The sequence below is a fragment of the Corynebacterium sp. ACRQP genome (genome assembly GCF_022345915.1).
In the GTDB taxonomy this organism is placed as follows: Bacteria; Actinomycetota; Actinomycetes; order Mycobacteriales; family Mycobacteriaceae; genus Corynebacterium; species Corynebacterium lehmanniae.
In genome coordinates, this window is record NZ_JAKRMZ010000001.1 from 217032 (window position 1) to 236330 (window position 19299).

The following is a 19299-nucleotide window of genomic DNA, read 5'->3' on the forward strand; positions in this document are numbered from 1 at the left end:
CTCACGGTAGACGAACATGGGTCGTTCACTACTACTGGTGGATTTCGGTTTTGGTGGTGGGGGGATTACCGCCGCCGGCCTCGATTTTTCCGTTGAGGAGGGCGTTGACTACTTCCCGATTGTGAAATGGGCCGATGGCGCGGTGAAGAGGAACCAGTCACCTGGAAGAGATCGATCCAGTCGCTGGTGTGCAATCTGGGAGGTAGGGTTGCGGGGTCGATTCCTCGCGAGCGCAACCATGATTGTGTCTCTGAACGTGATGAAAACAACCCTGCCCTTCGGAGAATTTCCCCTATCCCGCGTCCCCGGGCGGTGAAAACGGTGTGCACCATCGCCTGAAAGGCTTTGCGTTGCTCTATCGGGATCTTCGGGTCACCCACCCGGCGGATCACTAAGATCCCCCCGTCAACGTTTGGCTGTGGCCGGAAAGCAAACCTTGGTACCCGGGAACCAAGGTGAAACGTGAACCATGGGGACCACTGAGCTGTCATCATCGTGCTTGCACCTACCCCGGCCCGGCGGCGAGCGACTTCCCACTGCATGAGGAGTACAGCGTCAGTCCATGCCGGCGCATGCAACAGCTTTCGAAGAATGGCAGTGGTGAGGTGAAAGGGAATGTTTCCCACAATGACGCAGGGAGTGGCGGGTAACGGGAAGTTGAGGAAATCATCATGGACCACTTCGACCGACGCCGAGGCGGTCTTTTTTGTGAGTTTGGCAGCTAGTTTTGCGTCTACCTCAACTGCCGTTATTGCCCTCCCCAAGTGGGATATCGGGTGAGTGAGGGCACCGCTTCCTGGCCCGATCTCAATGATGGGGCCGGAGGTTTGTTTTACAAGATCGACGATGGAGTTGATGATCTTGTGGTCTGTGAGAAAATTTTGGCCATGTTCGTGACGGCCGTATCCGTATGTAGACATCAGGTGTGCTCCGTGGAGTTGAAACGGAGCCGGGCATGGCAAATTGCCGCCCGGCTAAAGGACCGGAGCGGTTTCTAACCTGCGGGAGGGAGAAAACCGCCTTAGCGGCTGGTGAGCGGCCGCATGAAAACGGAACCTGAAATCAACATGGGCCTATCGTATCCAATTAATTTCGCAGGGTCCAATACGGTGAGAAAGAAGACAACCGCACCGCAACAGTGCAAGACCTCTCTGGATTGGAATTTGTCCTACCTTCGGCTCGTCGTACAGACGCCACTGGCGTATTTTGTCTCTGGGCAACGAGGGGGAGTTACCCCCACCTCCGGATGTTTTTAAGGTGCACCCCTTATTACGCTGTGGTGCGGGAGTAGTTTTGTCCGACTGATCGGACTACCCACCGACGTGGGGCGGGTAGTTCGAGGTCCCAGCAGATGATCGCGTCGATTTCGCCGCGTTCAAAGGATGCCACCATGGCGTCGTAGTCGGGGCGAGCCACATTCTTCTTTGACGCGGAAATGGACTGATCGACGTAGTTATGCCCTATGTCCAACGTCCAAGCCACGCTGCTTTGCAATGGCTTCACAGTCCTGACGCTGCCGGTCGATGGTGAGGCCATCCACGTCAGCGTCTCGCGAGATACGAAGGTAAATAGGAGCGCGTGTTGCCAAACGCTTTTAATAAGGCCCTTAGCTAACATTGAACTTAAAACTCGACCACTTCGACATCAGTCGCCAAGAAGTCTTCCGGTGGTGCATGCGCTACAACACCCGCAGACGGCACTCCTGGTGCAACTTTCTAGCCCCCAATGACTTCGAAGCACTCACATCAGCTACGCTGACCCAAGCAGCATAGCTAACCCCCGACGTGTCTACTTTCCGGGGGTCAGGCCCGTGCTCGACAACCCCAGCGGACTCAACGCCCACGCCAGCGTCGCGGACCATGCGGCCGGGTACCGGAAGGTGGCCAAGGCCGCGGGCATCGCGATTTAATCCCGCGCAGAGCCGGAGACTGTGACCTGGCGATCATTGATGCGCAAGGTGCTGTCAGCGGCAGCAATAACTGCGGCATCGTGCGTGGCGGCCAGAACGAGTGCGCCCCCGTCCGCAGCTCGCCGCAGGAGCGCGATAACTTGGTCGCGGTTAGTGGGGTCGAGGGAGGCGGTCGGCTCGTCAGCGAACACATAAGCCGCGCCGCGGAGCAGGGCTCGGGCGATCGCCAGCCGCTGCTGCTCGCCTCCGCTGAGAATAGCTGCCGGCCCGTCGAAGGGGACATCAAGACCGACTTCGCCGAGGGAGTGCAGCAATTCTTCTTTGGAGTATTGCTTCCTGGATAGTCCGAGGGTGAGGTTATCTTCGCAGCTTAGTTCGGGAATGATTCCGTGGTCTTGGTGGATTATCGCTGCGCGTTCTCGCCAGAATCTCCGCCTCCGCTTCATCCTCCACGCGGAGGCATTCTCACCGTCTATCCGGAGGAGGCCGTCCGCCGGCGGCAGGAGCCCGGCCAAGGTGTTGAGCAGCAAAGTCTTTCCGGAACCGCTGGCTCCACAGATGGCGACAAAGCCTGGCCCGGGTAGGGAAAACGTTGCATTTTCCACGAGGGACTTCTTCACCATCCGCGTGCTGCGCCCCACAGAAAAAGTCGACTCCGCGGCGAGACAGAGATGAGAGGTGGAAATCTCCGGCGGCAGAGTGGGGGACTGATTGGGGCTAGCCAATGACATTGTGACTCCTAGGGGAGGCGGACATGTGCTGAGAAATACTGAGACGGGCAAAACCGAGGTAGACGATTAAGACAAGGCAGCTTAGCGCGGTGAAGGTGTAGAGGAACGGGTTGGGAAGCAGTAGCGGAGCCAGGACGGACAATATGACGACAACTGTCAGGCTGACCAGTTGGCTTTTGAATAGTCGCCACATCGTTTTGTCCGGTGATTGCCCAGCGCTGTGGAGGAGTACCAGGAGGCGACGGTGAACTCGGAGCTGGATGCGCGCCTGGACTATCAAGGCCGCAAGCGTGGCGAGCAAAGCTCCGAGGACGCTCAGGATATTCAGCCAGAACAGCGCCGTGCTGGCTACTAGTTCGGCCAGACCGCGATCGGCCGCGCGTACCGGGTACACGTAGCCTTCGAGGCCGGCAGCGGTAAGTTCTGGACCCAGTTCCGAGAAATCCGCGAAGAGCAAATTTTCACTCGAAGCTGTGGAGCTTAGGAAGTCTGCGTCGAAGCCGGATAGATCGTCCGTTTCAAGCACGTAAAAACAATCGCCGGGAACCAGTTCCCCCGACATTGTTCCACTAATGAATCCGACCGCATGATCGGCACTGACCGGACCAATTTGCGCAGACTTAAGGAGCAGGTCGCCGGATTCCTGAGCCCACAGATCCACGGAAGCTGCGAAATGCTCTTGGGCTGCGGAATAGTCGACCGAGTGGTTGTCGTCTCCGGGACGGAACTGATAATCCTGCAGATCGTGCCATTGGCGGTTAGCAAGTGCCACGGGGCAGGAGTCCGGCACACCGGTACCTTCTTTCGGCAAAGTATGGCTGAGGACAGCCCCGTGCTCCCGTTCCCAGCTGAGCGCGAAGTCGCGGAAGTTCTGCTGCACACTGGGCGGCAAGAGCTCGCCTCCTTCCGCGCGGCCAGCAGGGCCGTCGAAGTTGGCTGAAAAATGCAAGGCTCCAAACTCCGCGAGAGATTTCCAGGTCTGCTGGGCCTCGGATTCCTGCTGGTAGGAGCGGAGCGCAGCCGCTGAGCTAAGACCCGCTGCTACAAAGGTCACGCAGGTAAAGACCGAAATTACTTTCAGCGCTTTTCCCGCCGCCTTCTCTGCGGGGGCACGCTGCCCCAGCAGCGCTACTGCGCGGCGCAACAATGGGGCGGTGACGGCTACGGCCAAACCGGTGGTGGCCAGGGCCAAGCCTATCCCGGCGGCGTAGAACCTGAGGAACAGGAAGGCAAAAGAATAGCTTCCTTGGCGGGCGAGGAATGTACTCGCAAGGCCAATGAGAACTAGGTGTGGGAGGATGACAAAGGCCCATTGCCGCCAATTGCCTTTTTGACTGCGGTGCCCGCCATTTATTGTGCGCAGCGCTGCCAATCTAAGACCGGAAACCCGAAGAACAAATACCAGGGCAAAAAGGGAAACGACAAATAGAAACAGGATCGCCACCAACGCGGGCAGGCGGAATACGACCGATTGGATGAGGTGAAGGAACTGCGTCTTTTCGCTTAGCCTGAGCCCGTCATTCCTGGCCGATTCGTAGAAGTGGTTCGCATTGCCACCCGTTGCTTTGGGAACCAAGACGTAGTCACCGTGGTAATCCAGCGACCCAAGCTCACTGGACGCTTGGCTCAAGGCATCCGGCCGGTTGAGCCGGGGAATGCGTTCCGGTGCTGGATAATTTTGCTCCAGCGGGATGAAAACCTCGTGGGAAGTCCCGCTTGCGTCATCGGTGCCAGTCAGCCGGTAGATGGAGTAGCCGTTCTGCTCGGCCAATGAAACCAGTGAGTTACGGATTACCGTCGGTGCGTAGTCTGACTCAAGTTCCTCCGCGAGTGAAGTCTTAGGCTCGACGTAGTCAAGACTAAAGGTTGATTCGACCCCTAAGGACAAGGGCTTGGTGGAGTCAACCAGGGCTGTCAGCAGCCACCCAGTAGTCGCGATGACTGCAGCAAGAAGTAGGCTCAAAAGCCCAAGTACTAGGGGTCGAATGCGCATGAGTTCTAGCAGAAGTTGTAGTAGTAGCTGTCCTTAGTGCCCGGCAAATTCGTTGCCGAAAGCTCGGCGATCGACTTCTGGCCGCCGCGGGTGTTGATGCTTCGTTGCGTTCTGCCGTTGACGGTCACAGTCGAAGTATGGCACCGATTCACGGTGAAATAAGAACGCGCCTTAGCGTTCCAGAATCCGTCGATCTCGCCGCGCTCAAAGGACGCCACCATCGCGTCGTAGTCGGGGCGGTCCACGTCCTTCTTTGACGCGGAGATCGACTGATCGACGTAGGTATGCACAACGTCCCAGCCGCGTTGCTCGGCAAGGGCTTCGCAGTCCTGACGCTGCCGGTCGATAGCAAGGCCGTCCATGGCAGCGTCTAGCGAGATACGGAGGTAAATAGCAGCGCGTGTAGTCATACGCTATTCATAGCGCATTTAGGTTACATTGAAACGAAACTCCACCACGTCGCCGTCGACCATGACGTAGTCCTTGCCTTCCTGGCGGACCTTGCCGGCAGCGCGGGCGTCGGCCATCGAGCCTGCCGCGTCCAGGTCGTCGAAGCCGACGATCTCGGCCTTAATGAAGCCCTTTTCAAAGTCGGAGTGGATCACGCCGGCGGCCTTCGGGGCGGTGTCGCCCTTGCGGATCGTCCAGGCGCGGGCCTCCTTCGGGCCTGCGGTGAGGTAGGTCTGCAGGCCGAGGGTGTCGAAGCCGGCCTTGGCCAGGGTTTGCAGGCCCGGTTCGTCTTGGCCGACGGCGGCGAGGAGCTCGGCGGCGTCTTCGTCGTCAAGCTCAAGCAGCTCGGTTTCGGTCTGGGCGTCCAGGAACACCGCCTCGGCGGGGGCGACCAGATCGCGCAGCTCCTGCTTGCGCGCGTCGTCGGTGAGCACGTCCTCGTCGGAGTTGAACACGTAGAGGAACGGCTTCGCGGTCATCAGGTGCAGGTGGTGCAGCAGCGCAAGGTCCACTTCCCCGCCCTTGGAGGCGGCGAAGAGGGTGCGGCCGTCCTCGAGCACGGTCTGGGCCTTCTTGGCTTCCTCGGCCTGGGCGGCGATGTCCTTGTCCTTGCGGCCGTCCTTTTCCAGGCGCGGCAGGGCCTTTTCAATGGTCTGCAGGTCGGCGAGAATCAGCTCGGTGTTGATGACCTCGATGTCCGAGGACGGGTCGACTTTGCCGTCGACGTGGATGACGTTGTCGTCGGAAAACGCGCGCACGACCTGGCAGATCGCGTCCGCCTCGCGGATGTTGGCCAGAAACGCGTTGCCCATGCCTTCGCCTTCGGAGGCGCCCTTGACAATGCCGGCGATGTCCACGAAGGACACGGTAGCGGGCAGCACGCGCTCCGAGTCGAAGATCTCCGCCAGCCGGTCCAGGCGCGGATCCGGCAGCTCCACCAGGCCCACGTTGGGCTCGATGGTGGCGAACGGGTAGTTCGCGGCAAGCACCTCGTTGCGCGTCAGGGCGTTAAACAGGGTGGACTTGCCAACGTTGGGCAGGCCGACAATTCCAAGAGTAAGGCTCACGTCGCAACATCCTAGCGGAGACTTGCGCGGGGTTCGGAGGGGGCCGTGAGGTGGGCCGTCGCAAAGCAAAATGCAATGGGGCATAATGGTGCGCGTGAGTGAACCGATCCAGACCGCCGTGCGCGACGACCGCGTGGACCGCAACGTTGTGTTCAACGACTGGATCGCTTCCGCGGCGAAGTTCACGCTGCGCATCCTGGTCATCGCCGTGTTTTTGTACGCGGTGGGCCAGCTCATCGGCGCGTTTTGGGCGGGCATTTTGCCGGTCGTGCTCGCGCTCATCGTGTGCACCGTGCTCGCCCCCATCGCAGCTGCTTTACGACGCCACAAGGTCCCCGCCGGCCTGGCAGCCCTTTTGACGATGCTGTTGTTCTTCGGGGTGCTGGCATTTATCGGCATGTTGATCGCCCCGGACATCGTGGGCCAGTCTCGCCTGCTGTACATCCAGGCGTTCGAGGGCATTCAGCGCCTTCAGCTATGGGCGCAGGGCCCTCCGCTGAACATGGACCCAGAAAACCTCAACGAGGGCGTCAACGAGATCCAGCGGTGGATCCAGAACCAGGCGGGCGCGATCGCCGGCGGGGTGTTCTCCGGCATCAACACCGCCGCCGGGCTGTCGGTGACGCTGATGGTGCTGTTCGTGCTCACCTTCTTCTTTCTTAAGGACGGCCACCGCTTCCTGCCGTGGCTGCGCTCCGCCACCGGCGGCCGCACCGGCCTGTACCTGACGGAGCTGCTCACCCGCGCCTGGAACACCCTGTCCGGGTTCATCCGCGCGCAGGCGGTGTGCTCGCTGGTAGACGCGATCGTCATCGGCACCGGTATCGCGATCGTGGGCGTGCCGATGGCGTTCACGCTCGCGCTGATCACGTTCATGGCGGGCTTCATCCCGATCGTCGGCGCCGTGGTCGCGGGCGCGCTGGCGGTGCTGATCGCTCTGGTCACCCTCGGGTTCACCAAGGCGCTGATCGTGCTGGCGATCGTGCTGGCCACCCAGCAGCTGGAGGGCAACGTCCTCTCCCCCATGCTGCAGTCGCGGGCGATGAACCTGCACCCGGTGATCGTGCTGGTTTCGGTCACGGTCGGTGGCACGCTGTTCGGCCTTGTCGGCGGCTTCCTTGCCGTGCCGACCGCCGCGATGGTCGCGGTGGTGTACCGCTACCTGCTGGAGGTGCTGCGCATCAACGCCGGCGAGTTGGGCGCAGATGACATCGAATTCACCACCGACGAGGGCCGGGTCATCGCGGAGATCGTCGAGGCAGAGTCCGTGCACAAACGCCAGGAGTGGCGCGGCGAGCGCGAGTGGGTCAACGCCCCCGTCGCCGACGAGGAAGCAGAAAGGCAGACTGAGCGCTTCGGCACCTCCAGCCTGCGGAAGCTGCGCGAAACTGGCCTTGGGCGGCTGCGCGGGTGGCAGTCGAGCGACAGTAGCAAGGACACCCCAAGCGAACATATGAGCGAACCCGAACGCTAGCGTGTCTTGCGGGTGTGGTTGACTGCCAGCCATGTCGACCGCCACCGTGCTTTTGCTCCTCGCCACCGGCCTGCTCGCGGGCTTTATCGCCGGCGTGTTCACCGGCGCCGCCTGGATGCGCCGCTCCACCCCGCAGCCCGCTCCCCCGCAGGACCTGCGGCCTGTCGCCCGCGCGCTGAAAGACATGCGCGAACAGCTCGACGAGATGGACAAGCAGCAGGCGGTCTCCGCATCCTCGCTGGCGGGCCAGGTGCAGGCGATCGGGCGCACGTCGGCACGCCTGGGCGACCGTACCGACCAGCTCATCACCGCCCTGCGCTCCCCGCAGACCCGCGGCCGCTGGGGCGAAATCCAGCTCGAGCGGGTGGTTGAGCTGGGCGGCATGCTCGAGCACGTCGACTTTGACACCCAGGAGCACATGCTTATCGACGGCTCACGCGTCCGCCCCGACATGATCATCCGCCTCACACAGGGCAGAAACATCGTCGTCGACGCGAAGGTGCCGTTCCAGGCGTACCTGGACGCGCTGGGCACCGAGGACCCGGAGGAGCGCCAGGCGTTCATGCGCCGCCACGCCCACCTGGTGCGCGCGCACGTGGACACCTTGTCGGCGAAGTCCTACATCGAGGCGTTCCAGCCCACCCCGGAGTTCGTGGTGCTGTTCGTGCCGGCAGACCCGTTCCTGGACGCGGCGCTGTCCATCGACCCCGAGCTGTTGGACTACGCGTTCGCCCGCGACGTGGTCATCGCCACCCCCACCACCCTGTTCGCGCTACTGCGCACCGTGGCGCTGGGGTGGCGCCAAGAATCGCTCAACGACGCCGCGAAGGAAATCCAGCGCTTAGGCGGGCAGCTGCACCAGCGCCTGTCCACCATGGCGGAGCACTACAACCGGGTCGGCTCGTCGTTGGACAAGGCGGTGGAGGCGTACAACGCCACGCTGGCGTCGATGGATTCGCGCGTGATGGTCACCGCCCGCAAGCTGGAAGAAGCCCAAGTGCCGTCGCGGCGCGGCGAGGCCCCGGCACTGAAACCGGTCTCTTCGCGTGCCCGGCACGCTGCCGAGCACACCGGCGAGTAGACTCGTCTGGCGTGTCGCATGTCTCTCACCGGAACTCAACTTCCCCGTCCGCAACGTTTCACGGGTTGCCCACGGGGTCCGGCATTGGCATCATCTTCGCCGCGCTGTTCACCGGCGTGCTGCTGTCGCTTTCCACCGGGGTGATCGGCTGGCCGTTTCTGGCCCTGTACGCCGTCGCGGTGATTGTGGTGGCCACACTGGTCAACCCGCGGGGGCTGTTCCTCAACGTGGCCAGCGCGCCGATCCTGTTCGTGATCGCGGTGGTGGTCGCCGGCTGGGTGATGTCGCGCACCGAGATCGCGGCCGGCGGCTCCTCCGGCAAGGCCGCGCTGCTGCTGGTGTTCTACCCGGTCACGGAGCTGTTTCCGGTGCTGTTCGCCGTCACGCTGGGCTCGATCGTCATCGCGTTTGTGCGCATCCGCTTGATCAAGCGCCACAACGCGCAGCTGCTGCGCCGCGAGACCGCCGAGCGCACCCGGATCAACCGCAGCAACCGCCGCACGAATTCTGAGGGGCGCCGCGCCCGCGAGCGCGCCAAAGCAGTGTCAGTGGACGAGCTTCTGCGCCGCGCGGATTCGGAGCGCAGCGTGAAGCGCACCGAGCGGGCCGAGCGTGCCGGGCGCACCGAACGGGCACAGAAAAAGTCCCCGCGGTCCGGCTCCACTTCGATTGCGGACCGGCTCGGCGAGGATCTCTACAAGGGCTAACAGCGAGCCCCGAGCGCCTTACCCCTGCGCCACCGCCGGGGTTTCGCGGCGCGGCAGCCGCAGGTCGCGCGGCAGGGAGAAGGTGATGGTCTCCACGGTGGTGGTCACTTCCTCCGCGTCCGAGTAGCCGCGGCGGCCGAGCTCCTCCACCAGCTCCTTGACCAGGATCTCCGGCACGGACGCGCCCGAGGTCACGCCGACGGTGGAAACGCCCTCGAACCACTCGTCCTGGACCTGGGAGGCGTAGTCCACCAGGTGCGACTCCTTCGCGCCTGCCTCCAGCGCCACCTCGACCAGGCGGCGGGAGTTCGACGAATTCTGGGAGCCGACCACGATGACCAGCTCGCAGCGCGGGGCGATCTCCTTGACCGCGGCCTGGCGGTTTTGGGTGGCGTAGCAGATGTCGTCGCTCGGCGGGTTTTCCAGGTTCGGGTAGCGCTCGTGCAGCTTGTCCACAATGAGCATGGTCTCGTCCACCGACAGCGTGGTCTGGGACAGCCACACCAGCTTCTGGTCGTCCGGGAAGTCGGGCAGGCGGTCCACGCCGTCCACTCCGTCGACAAGATGCGTAATCTCCGGGGCCTCACCGGCGGTGCCCTCGACCTCCTCGTGGCCCTCGTGGCCGACAAGCAGGATGTGGTAGCCGTCGCGGGCGAAGCGCTTGGCCTCGTTGTGCACCTTGGTCACCAGCGGGCACGACGCGTCGAGGGTGAGCAGGTTGCGGCTCTTTGCGGAGTCGCGCACCGCCGGGGAAACACCGTGGGCGGAGAAGACCAGGTGCGCGCCTTCGGGGACCTCGTCGGTCTCGTCGACGAAGATCACGCCGCGTTCCTGCAGCGTTTCCACGACGTACTTGTTGTGGACGATCTCTTTGCGCACGTAGACGGGTGCACCGTACTTCTCCAGGGCCTTCTCTACGGTCTCCACGGCGCGGTCGACGCCGGCGCAGTAGCCGCGGGGGGATGCGAGGAGGACTTTTTTACCCTGTTCTGTCATGGAACCAACCCTAACTAATCAGCGTCAAAAACAATAGGCGGGCCGTGTCGGCTCGCCGGGTAACGTGGCAGAAGTCAAATGGAAAGGAGCATGCGGTGGCAGATTCGAAAAGCTCGCCGGAGCAGCCGTGGTCGGTGTCCAAGCTCAACACCTCGGTGAAGGGCTGGATTGAGCGCCTCGGCTGGCTGTGGATCGAAGGCCAGCTCACCCAGGTCAACACCAAGCCGACGTGGCGGTATTCCTACCTCACGCTGCGCGACACCCAGGAGCAGGCCAGCGTCCAGCTCACCGCGGAAACCTCGCTGCTCACGGGTATGCAGGTGCCACTTAACGACGGCGACCGCGTCGTCGTGCTGGGCAAACCGTCCTTCTACCCGGGCCGCGGCACGTTTTCCATGCGCGTGACCGAGATCAGGCACGTCGGTGCCGGCGAGCTGCTGGCCCGCATCGAGGCGTTGCGCAAGCAGCTCGCCTCCGAGGGCCTGTTCGACCCCGCGCGCAAAAAGCCGCTGCCCTACCTGCCCGCAAAGGTCGGTTTGATCACCGGCCGCGGCTCCGCCGCCGAGCGCGACGTGGTCACCGTGGCGCAGGGCCGCTGGCCCGAGGTGCGCTTCGAGATCATCAACACCCCGGTCCAGGGCCCCACCACCGTGCCCGCGGTGATCGAGGCGCTCGGGGTCCTCGATGCGGACCCTGAGGTGGACGTGATCATCGTCGCCCGCGGCGGCGGGTCCGTGGAGGACCTTCTCCCGTTTTCGGAGGAGGCGCTGCAGCGTGCCGTCGTCAAGCTTGGCACCCCTGTGATCTCCGCGATCGGCCACGAGCCTGACAACCCGGTGCTCGACAACGTCGCGGACGTGCGCGCCGCCACCCCCACCGATGCTGCCAAGCGCGCGGTCCCCGATGTCGCCCAGGAGCGATTGCTTATCGACGAAGCACGTGCCCGCATGGCCGCCGCCCTGCGCGGCTGGGTCCAACGCGAGCGCGACGGCCTGGCTTCGGTGCGCACGCGCCCCGCGCTCGCCGACCCGATGATGGCCATTACCCGCCGCCGCGAGGAGATCGAGCGCGCCACCGCCCTGATCCGCCGCGACGTCTCCCACCTGCTGCAGCGCGAAACGCAGCACGTGCGGGGCTTGCGCGCACAGGTATCCGCGCTCGGCCCCTCGGCGACGCTCGCCCGCGGCTACGCCGTGGTGCAGGTGCTGCCCCGCGACGGCTCCGACGCCGAAGTTGTCACCTCCATCGACCAGTCCCCTCCCGGATCGCAGCTGCGCATCCGCGTCGGCGACGGCTCCATTAGCGCCGCCTCCATGTCCACCACGCAAGCAGATTAGGAACACGAAAAACATGACTGAGAACGCTTTCGGCACCGGCCAGGCCAACGACAACGCCCTTCCGGACCCCGCCACCTTAAGCTACGAGCAGGCCCGCGACGAGCTGGTCGAAACCGTGAAGATCCTCGAGCTGGGCCAGATGAGCCTGGACGAGTCACTGAAGTACTGGGAGCGCGGCGAGGCACTGGCGAAGCGGTGCGAGGTGCTTCTCGACGGCGCCTCAAAGCGCGTCGAGGAAGCGATCAGTTCCCGCCAGCAGCCTGAATCGGAGCAGTAGCCAGCGCGGTCGAGATCAGCTCCTCGAACTCGCTGGCCTCCCCTGCGCCGGTGAGCACGAGGCGGGCATCGCCCGCGTCGACGACCCAGAGGTCGCGCACGTCCTTCTCCTCGGAGGTGTAGATCTCAACGCTGCGGCCGTCGATCTCCTCGGAGCGGTCCAGGGTGCGCGGCTTCTCGTCCGCGCCCTTTGCAGCTTCCTCCGCGTCGACGCCGGTCTGCGTGAGCTGGATGAAGCCGCGGTCCGGGGTGATCCAGCCGACGGTCGGCGCCGGCTGGCCGCCGAGCATGGAGCGGCGCGCGGAGTTGGTGACCCAACCTTCCGGCATCTCCGGGTAGCGCACCGGGAAGTCCACGCCGCGCGCCTCCAAGTCGAGGAAGGTCTCCGCGTCGACCTCCTGGACCGGCCCCTGTTCGGGCGCGCCGGGGTTAAACGAGCACAGCCCGGTCGCGCCGACAGCGACGACCATCAGCACGATGATGAGCACGGAGTTGATCGCGATGTCTCGTCCGTCCTGGAAGATGCGGGGTTTTTTGTTGCTAGCCACGCCGAACAGTATGGCATGCGCCCCCGCTTCCCCCTTAAAGGTGGGAAGAACGGGCAATTGTGCGATTGGTAGTGCCACAATAGAGGGGTCTTTTTGTGATTCATGTTTAGGAAGGCCTCCCCATGACCGAACAGTCCGATCTTTTCCCCGACCGCAATCTCGCGATGGAGCTGGTGCGCGTCACCGAGGCCGCCGCGCTCGCCTCCGGCCGCTGGGTCGGCCGCGGCCAGAAGAACGAAGGCGACGGTGCCGCCGTCAACGCGATGCGCAAGATGATCAACTCCGTGGAGATGGACGGCGTCATCGTCATCGGCGAGGGCGAGAAGGACGAGGCCCCGATGCTCTTCAACGGCGAGCAGGTCGGCACCGGCCACGGCGCGGCCGTGGACATCGCTGTCGACCCAGTCGACGGCACCCGCCTGATGGCCGAGGGCCGCCCGAACGCGATCTCCGTGATCGCCGCCGCGGACCGCGGCTCCATGTTCAACCCGCAGGACGCGTTCTACATGAACAAGATCGCCGTCGGCCCGGAGGCGGTCGGCGCGATCGACATCACGAAGTCGACCGCCGAGAACATCAAGTCGGTCGCCGAGGCGAAGGGCGTGCGCCCCGCCGACATCACGGTGGTCGTGCTCGATCGTCCGCGACACAAGCAGCTTGTCGACGACATCCGCGCCGCCGGCGCCAAAGTCCGCTTCATCATGGACGGCGACGTCGCCGGCGCCATCGCCGCTGCACAGGACACCAGCTCCATCGACATTGCGATGGGTATCGGCGGCACCCCGGAGGGCGTCGTCACGGCGTGCGCTCTGAAGTGCCTGGGCGGCGAGATCCAGGGCATGCTCGCCCCGCAGGGCGACGAGGAGCGCGAGAAGGTCCTCGCCGCCGGCCACGACCTGGACCGCGTGTTGGGTATCAACGACCTGGTCACCTCCGACAACTGCTACTTCGCCGCCACCGGCGTGACCAACGGCGACATGTTGCGCGGCGTGACCTACCGCAAGTCCGGTGCCACCACCCGCTCGCTGGTGATGCGCTCGAAGTCCGGCACCGTGCGCTTCATTGAGTCCCAGCACCAGCTGACCAAGCTGCAGGACTACTCCGTGGTGGACTACACCGAGCCGGAGAACTAAACCCCGCTGAGCAGCGCGCCAATCACCGCCGCGCTAGCCAGCAGGTTGTTCACCACGTGCACGATTTAGCTGGCGGTGATGGTGCCGTGAAAGCGCGCCACCAGCGCCAGGCCAATGCCGGAAAAGAAGGTGAACAGGATCGCCGGCGGCGCGATGTGGGCCGCCCCGAAAATTGCCGCGGAGGCCAGAACGCTCGCCGCCGCGGGCATGAGCCTGTCGAAGTACCCCATGAGGACGCGGCGAAACACGATCTCCTCGATGAACGGCCCAATGAGCAGGTAGCCGGCGAGCAGAGCCAGCACCGGCGCGGCGCTATCCAGATCCCGCGCGAGGACGTCCCCTGTGGAATCGCCGCCGGACTCGAGGCCGAACAGGGGCGCGACAACCGACGTCGCTGCCGCAGAGCCGAGCACCACCGCCGGAGCCTGCCACAGCAGGTGCCAGCCCCGGCGCCCGAGCCGGGAGAAGCCGAGCTCGAGCCCGCGGTGCCGCATGTAGCGCACGAGCAGCACCGTCGGCACCGCCAACGCGACCAACACGGCAACCGGCAGCACCGTCAGCGCCACAGTCCGGGACACACCGGCGCGCACCAAAACCAGCCCCTGGCCGAGGAGCAGAACGTACATCGCCCCCATCGCGGCGGCCGCAACTCCCGCGTCCCTCAAAGTGGGGGTCTCCATGGCCTGCGGTTCGGGCATTTCATCTCCTCGGCATATCCGGTTGGGGCATAATCGTGCAGTGGAAAGGCACGCGCGCACCTTACCGTGCGCGACGTGCACGCGACAGAAGTAAAGGACAATAATGGCTGATCAGGAATACCGCATCGAGCATGACACGATGGGCGAAGTCAAGGTGCCCGTCGACGCATTGTGGCGCGCCCAGACGCAGCGCGCTGTGGAGAACTTCCCCATCTCCGGCCGCGGCCTGGAGTCCCAGCAGATCCGCGCGCTCGGCCTGCTCAAGGCGGCCTGCGCGCGGGTAAACAAGGACCTGGGCAACCTGGACGCCGAGAAGGCCGACGCCATCATCGCCGCCGCGAAGGAGATCGCGGACGGCAAGCACGACGAGCAGTTCCCTATCGATGTGTTCCAGACCGGCTCCGGCACCTCGTCGAACATGAACACCAACGAGGTCATCGCCTCCATCGCGAAGGCGAACGGCGTTGAGGTCCACCCGAACGACCACGTCAACATGGGCCAGTCCTCCAACGACACCTTCCCCACCGCCACCCACGTCGCGGCCACCGAGGCTGCCGCGAACGACCTGATCCCGGCGCTGAAGGTGCTGCAGGAGTCCTTGGAAAAGAAGGCGAAGGAGTGGCACGAGGTGGTCAAGTCCGGCCGCACCCACCTCATGGACGCCACCCCGGTCACCCTGGGCCAGGAGTTCTCCGGCTACGCCCGCCAGATCGAGCTGGGCATCGCACGCGTCGAGGGCACCTTGGAGCGCCTGGGCGAGCTCGCCATCGGCGGCACCGCCGTGGGCACCGGCATCAACACCCCGGCGGAGTTCGGCGGCAAGGTCACCGAGGAGCTGATCAAGCTCACCGGTGTTGAGCAGCTTTCCGAGGCGAAGAACCACTTCGAAGCGCAGGCCAACCGCGACGGCCTGGTCGAGTTCTCCGGCGCGATGCGCTCCGTTGCTGTGTCCCTGTACAAGATCGCCAACGACATCCGCCTGATGGGCTCCGGCCCGCTGGCCGGCTTCGGCGAGATCCACCTGCCGGACCTGCAGCCGGGCTCCTCCATCATGCCGGGCAAGGTCAACCCGGTGCTGTGCGAGACCGCAACCCAGGTCTCCGCGCAGGTCATCGGCAACGACGCGGCTGTCGCGTTCGGCGGCACCCAGGGCCAGTTCGAGCTCAACGTGTTCATCCCGATGATGGCGCGCAACGTCCTCGAGTCCTCCCGCCTGCTGGCGAACACGGCCCGCCAGTTCGCCACCAAGCTTGTCGACGGCATCGAGCCGAACGAGGAGCGCATGCGCACCCTGGCCGAATCTTCCCCGTCGATCGTGACCCCGCTGAACTCCGCGATCGGCTACGAAAACGCCGCGAAGATTGCCAAGCACGCGGTCAAGGAGGGCATCACCATCCGCCAGGCCACCATCGACCTGGGCTTCGTGGACGGCGAGAAGCTCACCGAGGAGGAGCTGGACAAGCGCCTCGACGTGCTGTCCATGGCCAACACGGACCGCAACTAGTCCGCAACTAGCTCCCCGCTAGAATCTGCCCCCAGCACATCAACCAATCTGCTGGGGGCTTTTTCCATGCCTGATTCTTTCTCCGAACTGCGCACCGCGGGCGGGCCGAACAAGCCGTGGGTCGTCGGCGGGGTGCTTGCGCTCATCGTCGCCATCATCGGCGTCGCGCTCGCGGCGGCCTACTGGTACGCCAACCCGCGCCCCGAGCCCGAAAGCACCGTCCCCGAAACGGTCACGGTCACCGCGCAGCAGCAATCGCCTATCGACGACCCTTCGGCCCCCACCGGCACCTACACCGGAACGCTGAACAGCTTGGAAGATGACGCAAAGGTCAAGGCGTGGCCCGCGGTGGCGACCTTCGGCGGCGGCACCGCCTCGGTGACCTACCCCCTCACCGGCTGCACGGCGTTGATCGGTGAAGGCGGCGAATCGATCCCGTTGACGAAGGGCTGTAATGACGGGCAGGGCCGTTGGGACGTCGAGAAGCATACGCCCGGCATTGTGAAGCTGACCTACTTAGAGGACGGAAAAGCGCTGGTAGAAGGCGAACTTTCAGCGGGCTTGCCATAATGTGCACCGGGTGTAATATTGCACCCCGTGCAAAATGAGGGAATCAGGGAGCAGAAGCGGCGCGAAACGCTGCAACGCATCCGCGACGAGGCGGCCCGGCTTGTGGACGCTCACGGCTACGACAACGTCACCGTCGACGACATCTGCCTGGCTGCAGGCATCTCCCGGCGCACGTTTTTCAACTACGTCGACTCCAAAGACGAGGCGATCCTGGGCTCGTTCCCCTTCGCCTTCAGCGAGGATGCGCTCGACGCAATTCGTCAGACGCGAAGCGACAATGTGCTCGAGCTCGTCATCCGCTCCATCAAAGTGGAGCCGGGGCGCTTTGACGGGCTGGCCGCGAAATGCCGCCGCGAGCTGCTGGAAAACAACCCCGGCCTGATGCACGCCGAAGCCGCCCGCAAGCGCGGGTTCCTCACCGAGGTCGGCCGCGCCGTCTACGCGCACTTCGAACGCTTCCCCGAAGACCGCAGGCACCCCGGGACGCTGGAGGATGAGACGCAATTCATCGTGGTCCTTTTCCAGGGCGCGGTGAGCCGCTACCTGTGGCACCCTCCGGAGGGCACCGACCCCGTCGAGCAACTGCTAGCTAACGCACACGATCTTTCCACTTACGCAAAGGAGATGAAATGGTAGAAACCCGCGCGGACCGCGATCCGCTTCAGGCCACCCCGCCAAACGTGGGGCTGGTGTTCTCGGCCCTGCTGCTGACCATGCTGATGAGCTCGCTGGGCCAGATGATTTTCGCCACCGCCCTGCCCACTATCGTCGGCGAGCTCGGTGGCGTGGACCACATGAGCTGGGTCATCTCGGCGTTTTTGGTCACCATGACCATCGCCATGCCGGTCAACGGCAAGCTCGGCGACATCCTGGGCCGCAAGTGGCTCTACATCACCGGCATCGGCCTGTTCGTGGTCGGCTCCACCATCGGCGGCTTCGCCCACACCATGGAGCTTTTGATCATCGGCCGCGCCATCCAGGGCTTGGGCGCGGGCGGGATGATGGTGAACTCGCAATCCATCATCGCCGAGGTCGTCCCCGCCCGTGAGCGCGGCAAGTACATGGGTGTCATGGGTGCCGTCTTCGGCGTGTCCTCTGTGCTCGGCCCGGTGCTCGGCGGATGGTTCACTGACGGGCCCGGCTGGCGCTGGGCACTGTGGATGAACATCCCGCTGGGTATTTTGGCCATGTGCGTGTGCACCGCCGTGCTGCGCCTGCGCCGCGGATCCGCGAAGGGCATGCACTACGACTACGTCGGCACCACGCTCATGGTGGTGGCCACGGCCTCGCTGATCCTCACCACCACGTGGGGCGGCACCCAGTACGAGTGGACCTCCCCCACCATCATCGCCACCTCGCTTATCGCGCTTGTTGCCGCCGTGGCGTTCGTGTTTGTGGAGCTGCGCGCGACCAACCCGCTGATCCCGATGGACCTGTTCACAAACCGCAACATGGTCCTGACCACCCTGGCCGGCACGGTGCTGGGCCTGGCCATGACCAGCGGCCTGGCATACCTGCCCACCTACCTGCAGATGGTCCACCAGCTCACCCCCACCGAGGCGGGGCTCATGATGCTGCCGATGGTCATCGGCATGCTCGTCACCGGCATGGCGGTCGGCTTTGTCATCTCCAAGACCGGCCGCTACAAGATCTACCCGCTCGTCGGCATGCTCGTGACCACCCTGGGGCTGTTCCTGTTCTCCCGCCTCGAGGTGACCACGTCGCTGACCAGGCTGGGCATCTACATGTTCATCTTCGGCTTCGGCCTGGGCCTGGTCATGCAGGTGCTGGTGCTGATCGTGCAGAACTCGTTCCCGCTCAAGCACGTGGGAACTGCGACGTCCACGAACAACTTCTTCCGCCAGATCGGCTCCTCCATCGGCGCGTCCCTGGCTGGCTCGCTGTTCATCCACAACATGCGCGACAACCTAGAGCAGCGCCTCCCGGAGGCGCTAGCCAAGCTGGGCCCGGAGGGCCAGGCGTACGCGGCGAAGTTCCAGGAAGGCGGGGCGAACAGCCTCACCCCCGGCGTTGTCGCCCAGCTGCCGGATCCCATCAAGGACGCGGTGCTGAGCAGCTACAACGACGGGCTTACCCCCGTGTTCCTGCTCATGGTGCCGCTGGCGATCGTCGCCTTCGTCCTCCTGCTGCCGGTGCGCGAGGAAGCGCTCAAGGAGGACTTGAGCTAGCAGCTCACTGCTCGCGCGACATCGGCAAAATCAGCTCCCAGATGTCGCAGTCGCGCCACTCACCCTGGCGCTCGCCGTAGGCCATCTGCGCCATGTTGTGGAACGTGCCCACCTTTTCAAATCCGCGGGACTTGTGCAGGCCCGCGGATCCTTCATTTTCGGGGAAGATCCAGGAGTGGATGGACCACTTGTGCAAGTTGATGCAGGTCTGGATCAGGTGGTCCAAAAGCGCGCCGGCGATCCCGCGTCCGCGGGCGTCGGGATGGGTGTAGATCGAATCCTCTACCACGCCGTGGAACACGCTGCGGGTGGACGCCTTCGCCGCGCCAACCCAGCCGAGCACTTTGGTGTCGTCGGCGGCGTCGACCGCCACGAAGACGGTCTCCATGATCTTCTTGCGGGAGAACTGCTCCCAGGTCTGCCCCTGGGTTTCCCAGGAGGCGTTTCCGGTTTGCAGCCCCATCTCATAGATGGCGCGTACCTGCGGATAGTCTTCCGGTCGGATGGGCCGGATGGCAAAGTCCGATTTTTGCATGCGCTCCATTGTCCAGATCCCCGCGAGGGCGCGCAAACACTCGCCCAGCAACGCAAAAGCGCCACCCCGCCGCAGCGGAGTGGCGCTTGGAATCAGGCGAG

20 protein-coding genes and 1 pseudogene are annotated in these 19299 nt (G+C 64.2%); 11 read left to right on the forward strand and 10 right to left on the reverse strand.

Going from position 1 to position 19299, the window contains the following annotated elements:
- Window positions 1–65: 65 nt before the first annotated feature.
- Window positions 66–920 carry a 23S ribosomal RNA methyltransferase Erm gene (erm, locus tag MHY23_RS01045; RefSeq protein ID WP_049172293.1) on the reverse strand — a complete coding sequence of 285 codons (855 nt, stop codon included), beginning with the start codon at window positions 918–920 and terminating at the stop codon, window positions 66–68.
- A gap of 349 nt (window positions 921–1269) precedes the next feature.
- Complete coding sequence (locus tag MHY23_RS01050) at window positions 1270–1617, reverse strand: recombinase family protein (RefSeq protein ID WP_016423160.1); 348 nt, start codon at window positions 1615–1617, stop codon at window positions 1270–1272.
- A 32-nt stretch (window positions 1618–1649) separates the two neighbouring features.
- On the opposite strand from MHY23_RS01050, the pseudogene MHY23_RS01055 reads away from it, so the two are divergent.
- Window positions 1650–1772: pseudogene (locus MHY23_RS01055) on the forward strand (IS3 family transposase); the annotation flags it as partial.
- A 133-nt stretch (window positions 1773–1905) separates the two neighbouring features.
- Here the strand turns inward: MHY23_RS01055 and MHY23_RS01060 are convergent.
- From MHY23_RS01060 to ychF, 4 genes are all read right to left on the reverse strand, one after another.
- Complete coding sequence (locus MHY23_RS01060) at window positions 1906–2640, reverse strand: ATP-binding cassette domain-containing protein (RefSeq protein ID WP_016456434.1); 735 nt, start codon at window positions 2638–2640, stop codon at window positions 1906–1908.
- The gene (locus MHY23_RS01065; protein ID WP_228496378.1) at window positions 2627–4411 is read right to left on the reverse strand and encodes a hypothetical protein; all 1785 of its coding nucleotides are present in this window, start codon (window positions 4409–4411) and stop codon (window positions 2627–2629) included. The genes MHY23_RS01060 and MHY23_RS01065 overlap by 14 nt, the downstream gene beginning before the upstream one ends.
- A gap of 227 nt (window positions 4412–4638) precedes the next feature.
- Entirely contained in the window at window positions 4639–5043 is a 405-nt protein-coding gene (locus tag MHY23_RS01070; RefSeq protein ID WP_074299875.1) for a recombinase family protein, read from the reverse strand.
- 18 nt (window positions 5044–5061) lie between these two features.
- Window positions 5062–6150, reverse strand: coding sequence for a redox-regulated ATPase YchF (ychF, locus tag MHY23_RS01075; protein WP_239306045.1), 1089 nt, complete (start codon window positions 6148–6150; stop codon window positions 5062–5064).
- Between the two features lie 94 nt (window positions 6151–6244).
- Between ychF and MHY23_RS01080 the strand changes: the two genes are divergently transcribed.
- The 3 genes from MHY23_RS01080 (at window position 6245) to MHY23_RS01090 (ending at window position 9412) form a co-directional block, all read left to right on the forward strand.
- Window positions 6245–7624, forward strand: coding sequence for an AI-2E family transporter (locus MHY23_RS01080; RefSeq protein WP_239306046.1), 1380 nt, complete (start codon window positions 6245–6247; stop codon window positions 7622–7624).
- Between the two features lie 31 nt (window positions 7625–7655).
- Window positions 7656–8705 (forward strand): DNA recombination protein RmuC, encoded by a 1050-nt coding sequence (locus MHY23_RS01085; RefSeq protein WP_194991483.1) that lies wholly within the window; start codon window positions 7656–7658, stop codon window positions 8703–8705.
- A 65-nt stretch (window positions 8706–8770) separates the two neighbouring features.
- Window positions 8771–9412: a DUF6542 domain-containing protein gene (locus MHY23_RS01090; RefSeq protein ID WP_239306047.1), complete on the forward strand. Its 642-nt coding sequence runs from the start codon at window positions 8771–8773 to the stop codon at window positions 9410–9412.
- 18 nt (window positions 9413–9430) lie between these two features.
- Here the strand turns inward: MHY23_RS01090 and MHY23_RS01095 are convergent, their stop codons facing one another.
- Window positions 9431–10408, reverse strand: a complete 978-nt coding sequence (locus MHY23_RS01095) for a 4-hydroxy-3-methylbut-2-enyl diphosphate reductase (protein WP_239306048.1) — start codon at window positions 10406–10408, stop codon at window positions 9431–9433.
- A gap of 95 nt (window positions 10409–10503) precedes the next feature.
- Between MHY23_RS01095 and xseA the strand changes: the two genes are divergently transcribed.
- Window positions 10504–11745, forward strand: coding sequence for an exodeoxyribonuclease VII large subunit (gene xseA, locus MHY23_RS01100; RefSeq protein ID WP_239306049.1), 1242 nt, complete (start codon window positions 10504–10506; stop codon window positions 11743–11745).
- 13 nt (window positions 11746–11758) lie between these two features.
- A complete protein-coding gene (locus MHY23_RS01105; protein WP_181888116.1) occupies window positions 11759–12022 on the forward strand; it encodes an exodeoxyribonuclease VII small subunit in 264 nt (87 codons plus the stop codon).
- On the opposite strand, the gene MHY23_RS01110 is transcribed toward MHY23_RS01105, so the two are convergent.
- Complete coding sequence (locus tag MHY23_RS01110) at window positions 11988–12569, reverse strand: DUF4245 domain-containing protein (RefSeq protein ID WP_239306050.1); 582 nt, start codon at window positions 12567–12569, stop codon at window positions 11988–11990. The two genes, MHY23_RS01105 and MHY23_RS01110, sit on opposite strands and share 35 nt — an antisense overlap.
- Before the next feature lie 122 nt (window positions 12570–12691).
- On the opposite strand from MHY23_RS01110, the gene glpX reads away from it, so the two are divergent.
- Complete coding sequence (gene glpX / locus MHY23_RS01115; RefSeq protein ID WP_239306051.1) at window positions 12692–13702, forward strand: class II fructose-bisphosphatase; 1011 nt, start codon at window positions 12692–12694, stop codon at window positions 13700–13702.
- A 65-nt stretch (window positions 13703–13767) separates the two neighbouring features.
- Here glpX and MHY23_RS01120 read toward each other — a convergent pair whose 3' ends face one another.
- A complete protein-coding gene (locus tag MHY23_RS01120; protein WP_239306052.1) occupies window positions 13768–14367 on the reverse strand; it encodes a CPBP family intramembrane glutamic endopeptidase in 600 nt (199 codons plus the stop codon).
- Between the two features lie 136 nt (window positions 14368–14503).
- On the opposite strand from MHY23_RS01120, the gene MHY23_RS01125 reads away from it, so the two are divergent.
- The 4 genes from MHY23_RS01125 (at window position 14504) to MHY23_RS01140 (ending at window position 18663) form a co-directional block, all read left to right on the forward strand.
- Window positions 14504–15904, forward strand: coding sequence for a class II fumarate hydratase (locus MHY23_RS01125; RefSeq protein WP_239306053.1), 1401 nt, complete (start codon window positions 14504–14506; stop codon window positions 15902–15904).
- A gap of 66 nt (window positions 15905–15970) precedes the next feature.
- Window positions 15971–16474 carry a hypothetical protein gene (locus MHY23_RS01130; RefSeq protein ID WP_239306054.1) on the forward strand — a complete coding sequence of 168 codons (504 nt, stop codon included), beginning with the start codon at window positions 15971–15973 and terminating at the stop codon, window positions 16472–16474.
- Between the two features lie 27 nt (window positions 16475–16501).
- Window positions 16502–17110: a TetR/AcrR family transcriptional regulator gene (locus tag MHY23_RS01135; protein WP_239306055.1), complete on the forward strand. Its 609-nt coding sequence runs from the start codon at window positions 16502–16504 to the stop codon at window positions 17108–17110.
- Entirely contained in the window at window positions 17104–18663 is a 1560-nt protein-coding gene (locus MHY23_RS01140) for an MDR family MFS transporter (RefSeq protein WP_239306056.1), read from the forward strand. The genes MHY23_RS01135 and MHY23_RS01140 overlap by 7 nt, the downstream gene beginning before the upstream one ends.
- 4 nt (window positions 18664–18667) lie before the next feature.
- Here MHY23_RS01140 and MHY23_RS01145 read toward each other — a convergent pair whose 3' ends face one another.
- Window positions 18668–19198, reverse strand: coding sequence for a GNAT family N-acetyltransferase (locus tag MHY23_RS01145; RefSeq protein WP_181888109.1), 531 nt, complete (start codon window positions 19196–19198; stop codon window positions 18668–18670).
- Window positions 19199–19299 lie beyond the last annotated feature (101 nt).

Coding starts and splice junctions, on each gene's coding strand:
- erm (WP_049172293.1), bottom strand. CDS start 920: ATGTCTACATACGGATACGGCCGTCACGAACATGGCCAAAATTTTCTC.
- MHY23_RS01050 (WP_016423160.1), bottom strand. CDS start 1,617: ATGTTAGCTAAGGGCCTTATTAAAAGCGTTTGGCAACACGCGCTCCTA.
- MHY23_RS01060 (WP_016456434.1), bottom strand. CDS start 2,640: ATGTCATTGGCTAGCCCCAATCAGTCCCCCACTCTGCCGCCGGAGATT.
- MHY23_RS01070 (WP_074299875.1), bottom strand. CDS start 5,043: ATGACTACACGCGCTGCTATTTACCTCCGTATCTCGCTAGACGCTGCC.
- MHY23_RS01085 (WP_194991483.1), top strand. CDS start 7,656: ATGTCGACCGCCACCGTGCTTTTGCTCCTCGCCACCGGCCTGCTCGCG.
- MHY23_RS01095 (WP_239306048.1), bottom strand. CDS start 10,408: ATGACAGAACAGGGTAAAAAAGTCCTCCTCGCATCCCCCCGCGGCTAC.
- MHY23_RS01105 (WP_181888116.1), top strand. CDS start 11,759: ATGACTGAGAACGCTTTCGGCACCGGCCAGGCCAACGACAACGCCCTT.
- glpX (WP_239306051.1), top strand. CDS start 12,692: ATGACCGAACAGTCCGATCTTTTCCCCGACCGCAATCTCGCGATGGAG.
- MHY23_RS01125 (WP_239306053.1), top strand. CDS start 14,504: ATGGCTGATCAGGAATACCGCATCGAGCATGACACGATGGGCGAAGTC.
- MHY23_RS01130 (WP_239306054.1), top strand. CDS start 15,971: ATGCCTGATTCTTTCTCCGAACTGCGCACCGCGGGCGGGCCGAACAAG.
- MHY23_RS01140 (WP_239306056.1), top strand. CDS start 17,104: ATGGTAGAAACCCGCGCGGACCGCGATCCGCTTCAGGCCACCCCGCCA.
- MHY23_RS01145 (WP_181888109.1), bottom strand. CDS start 19,198: ATGCAAAAATCGGACTTTGCCATCCGGCCCATCCGACCGGAAGACTAT.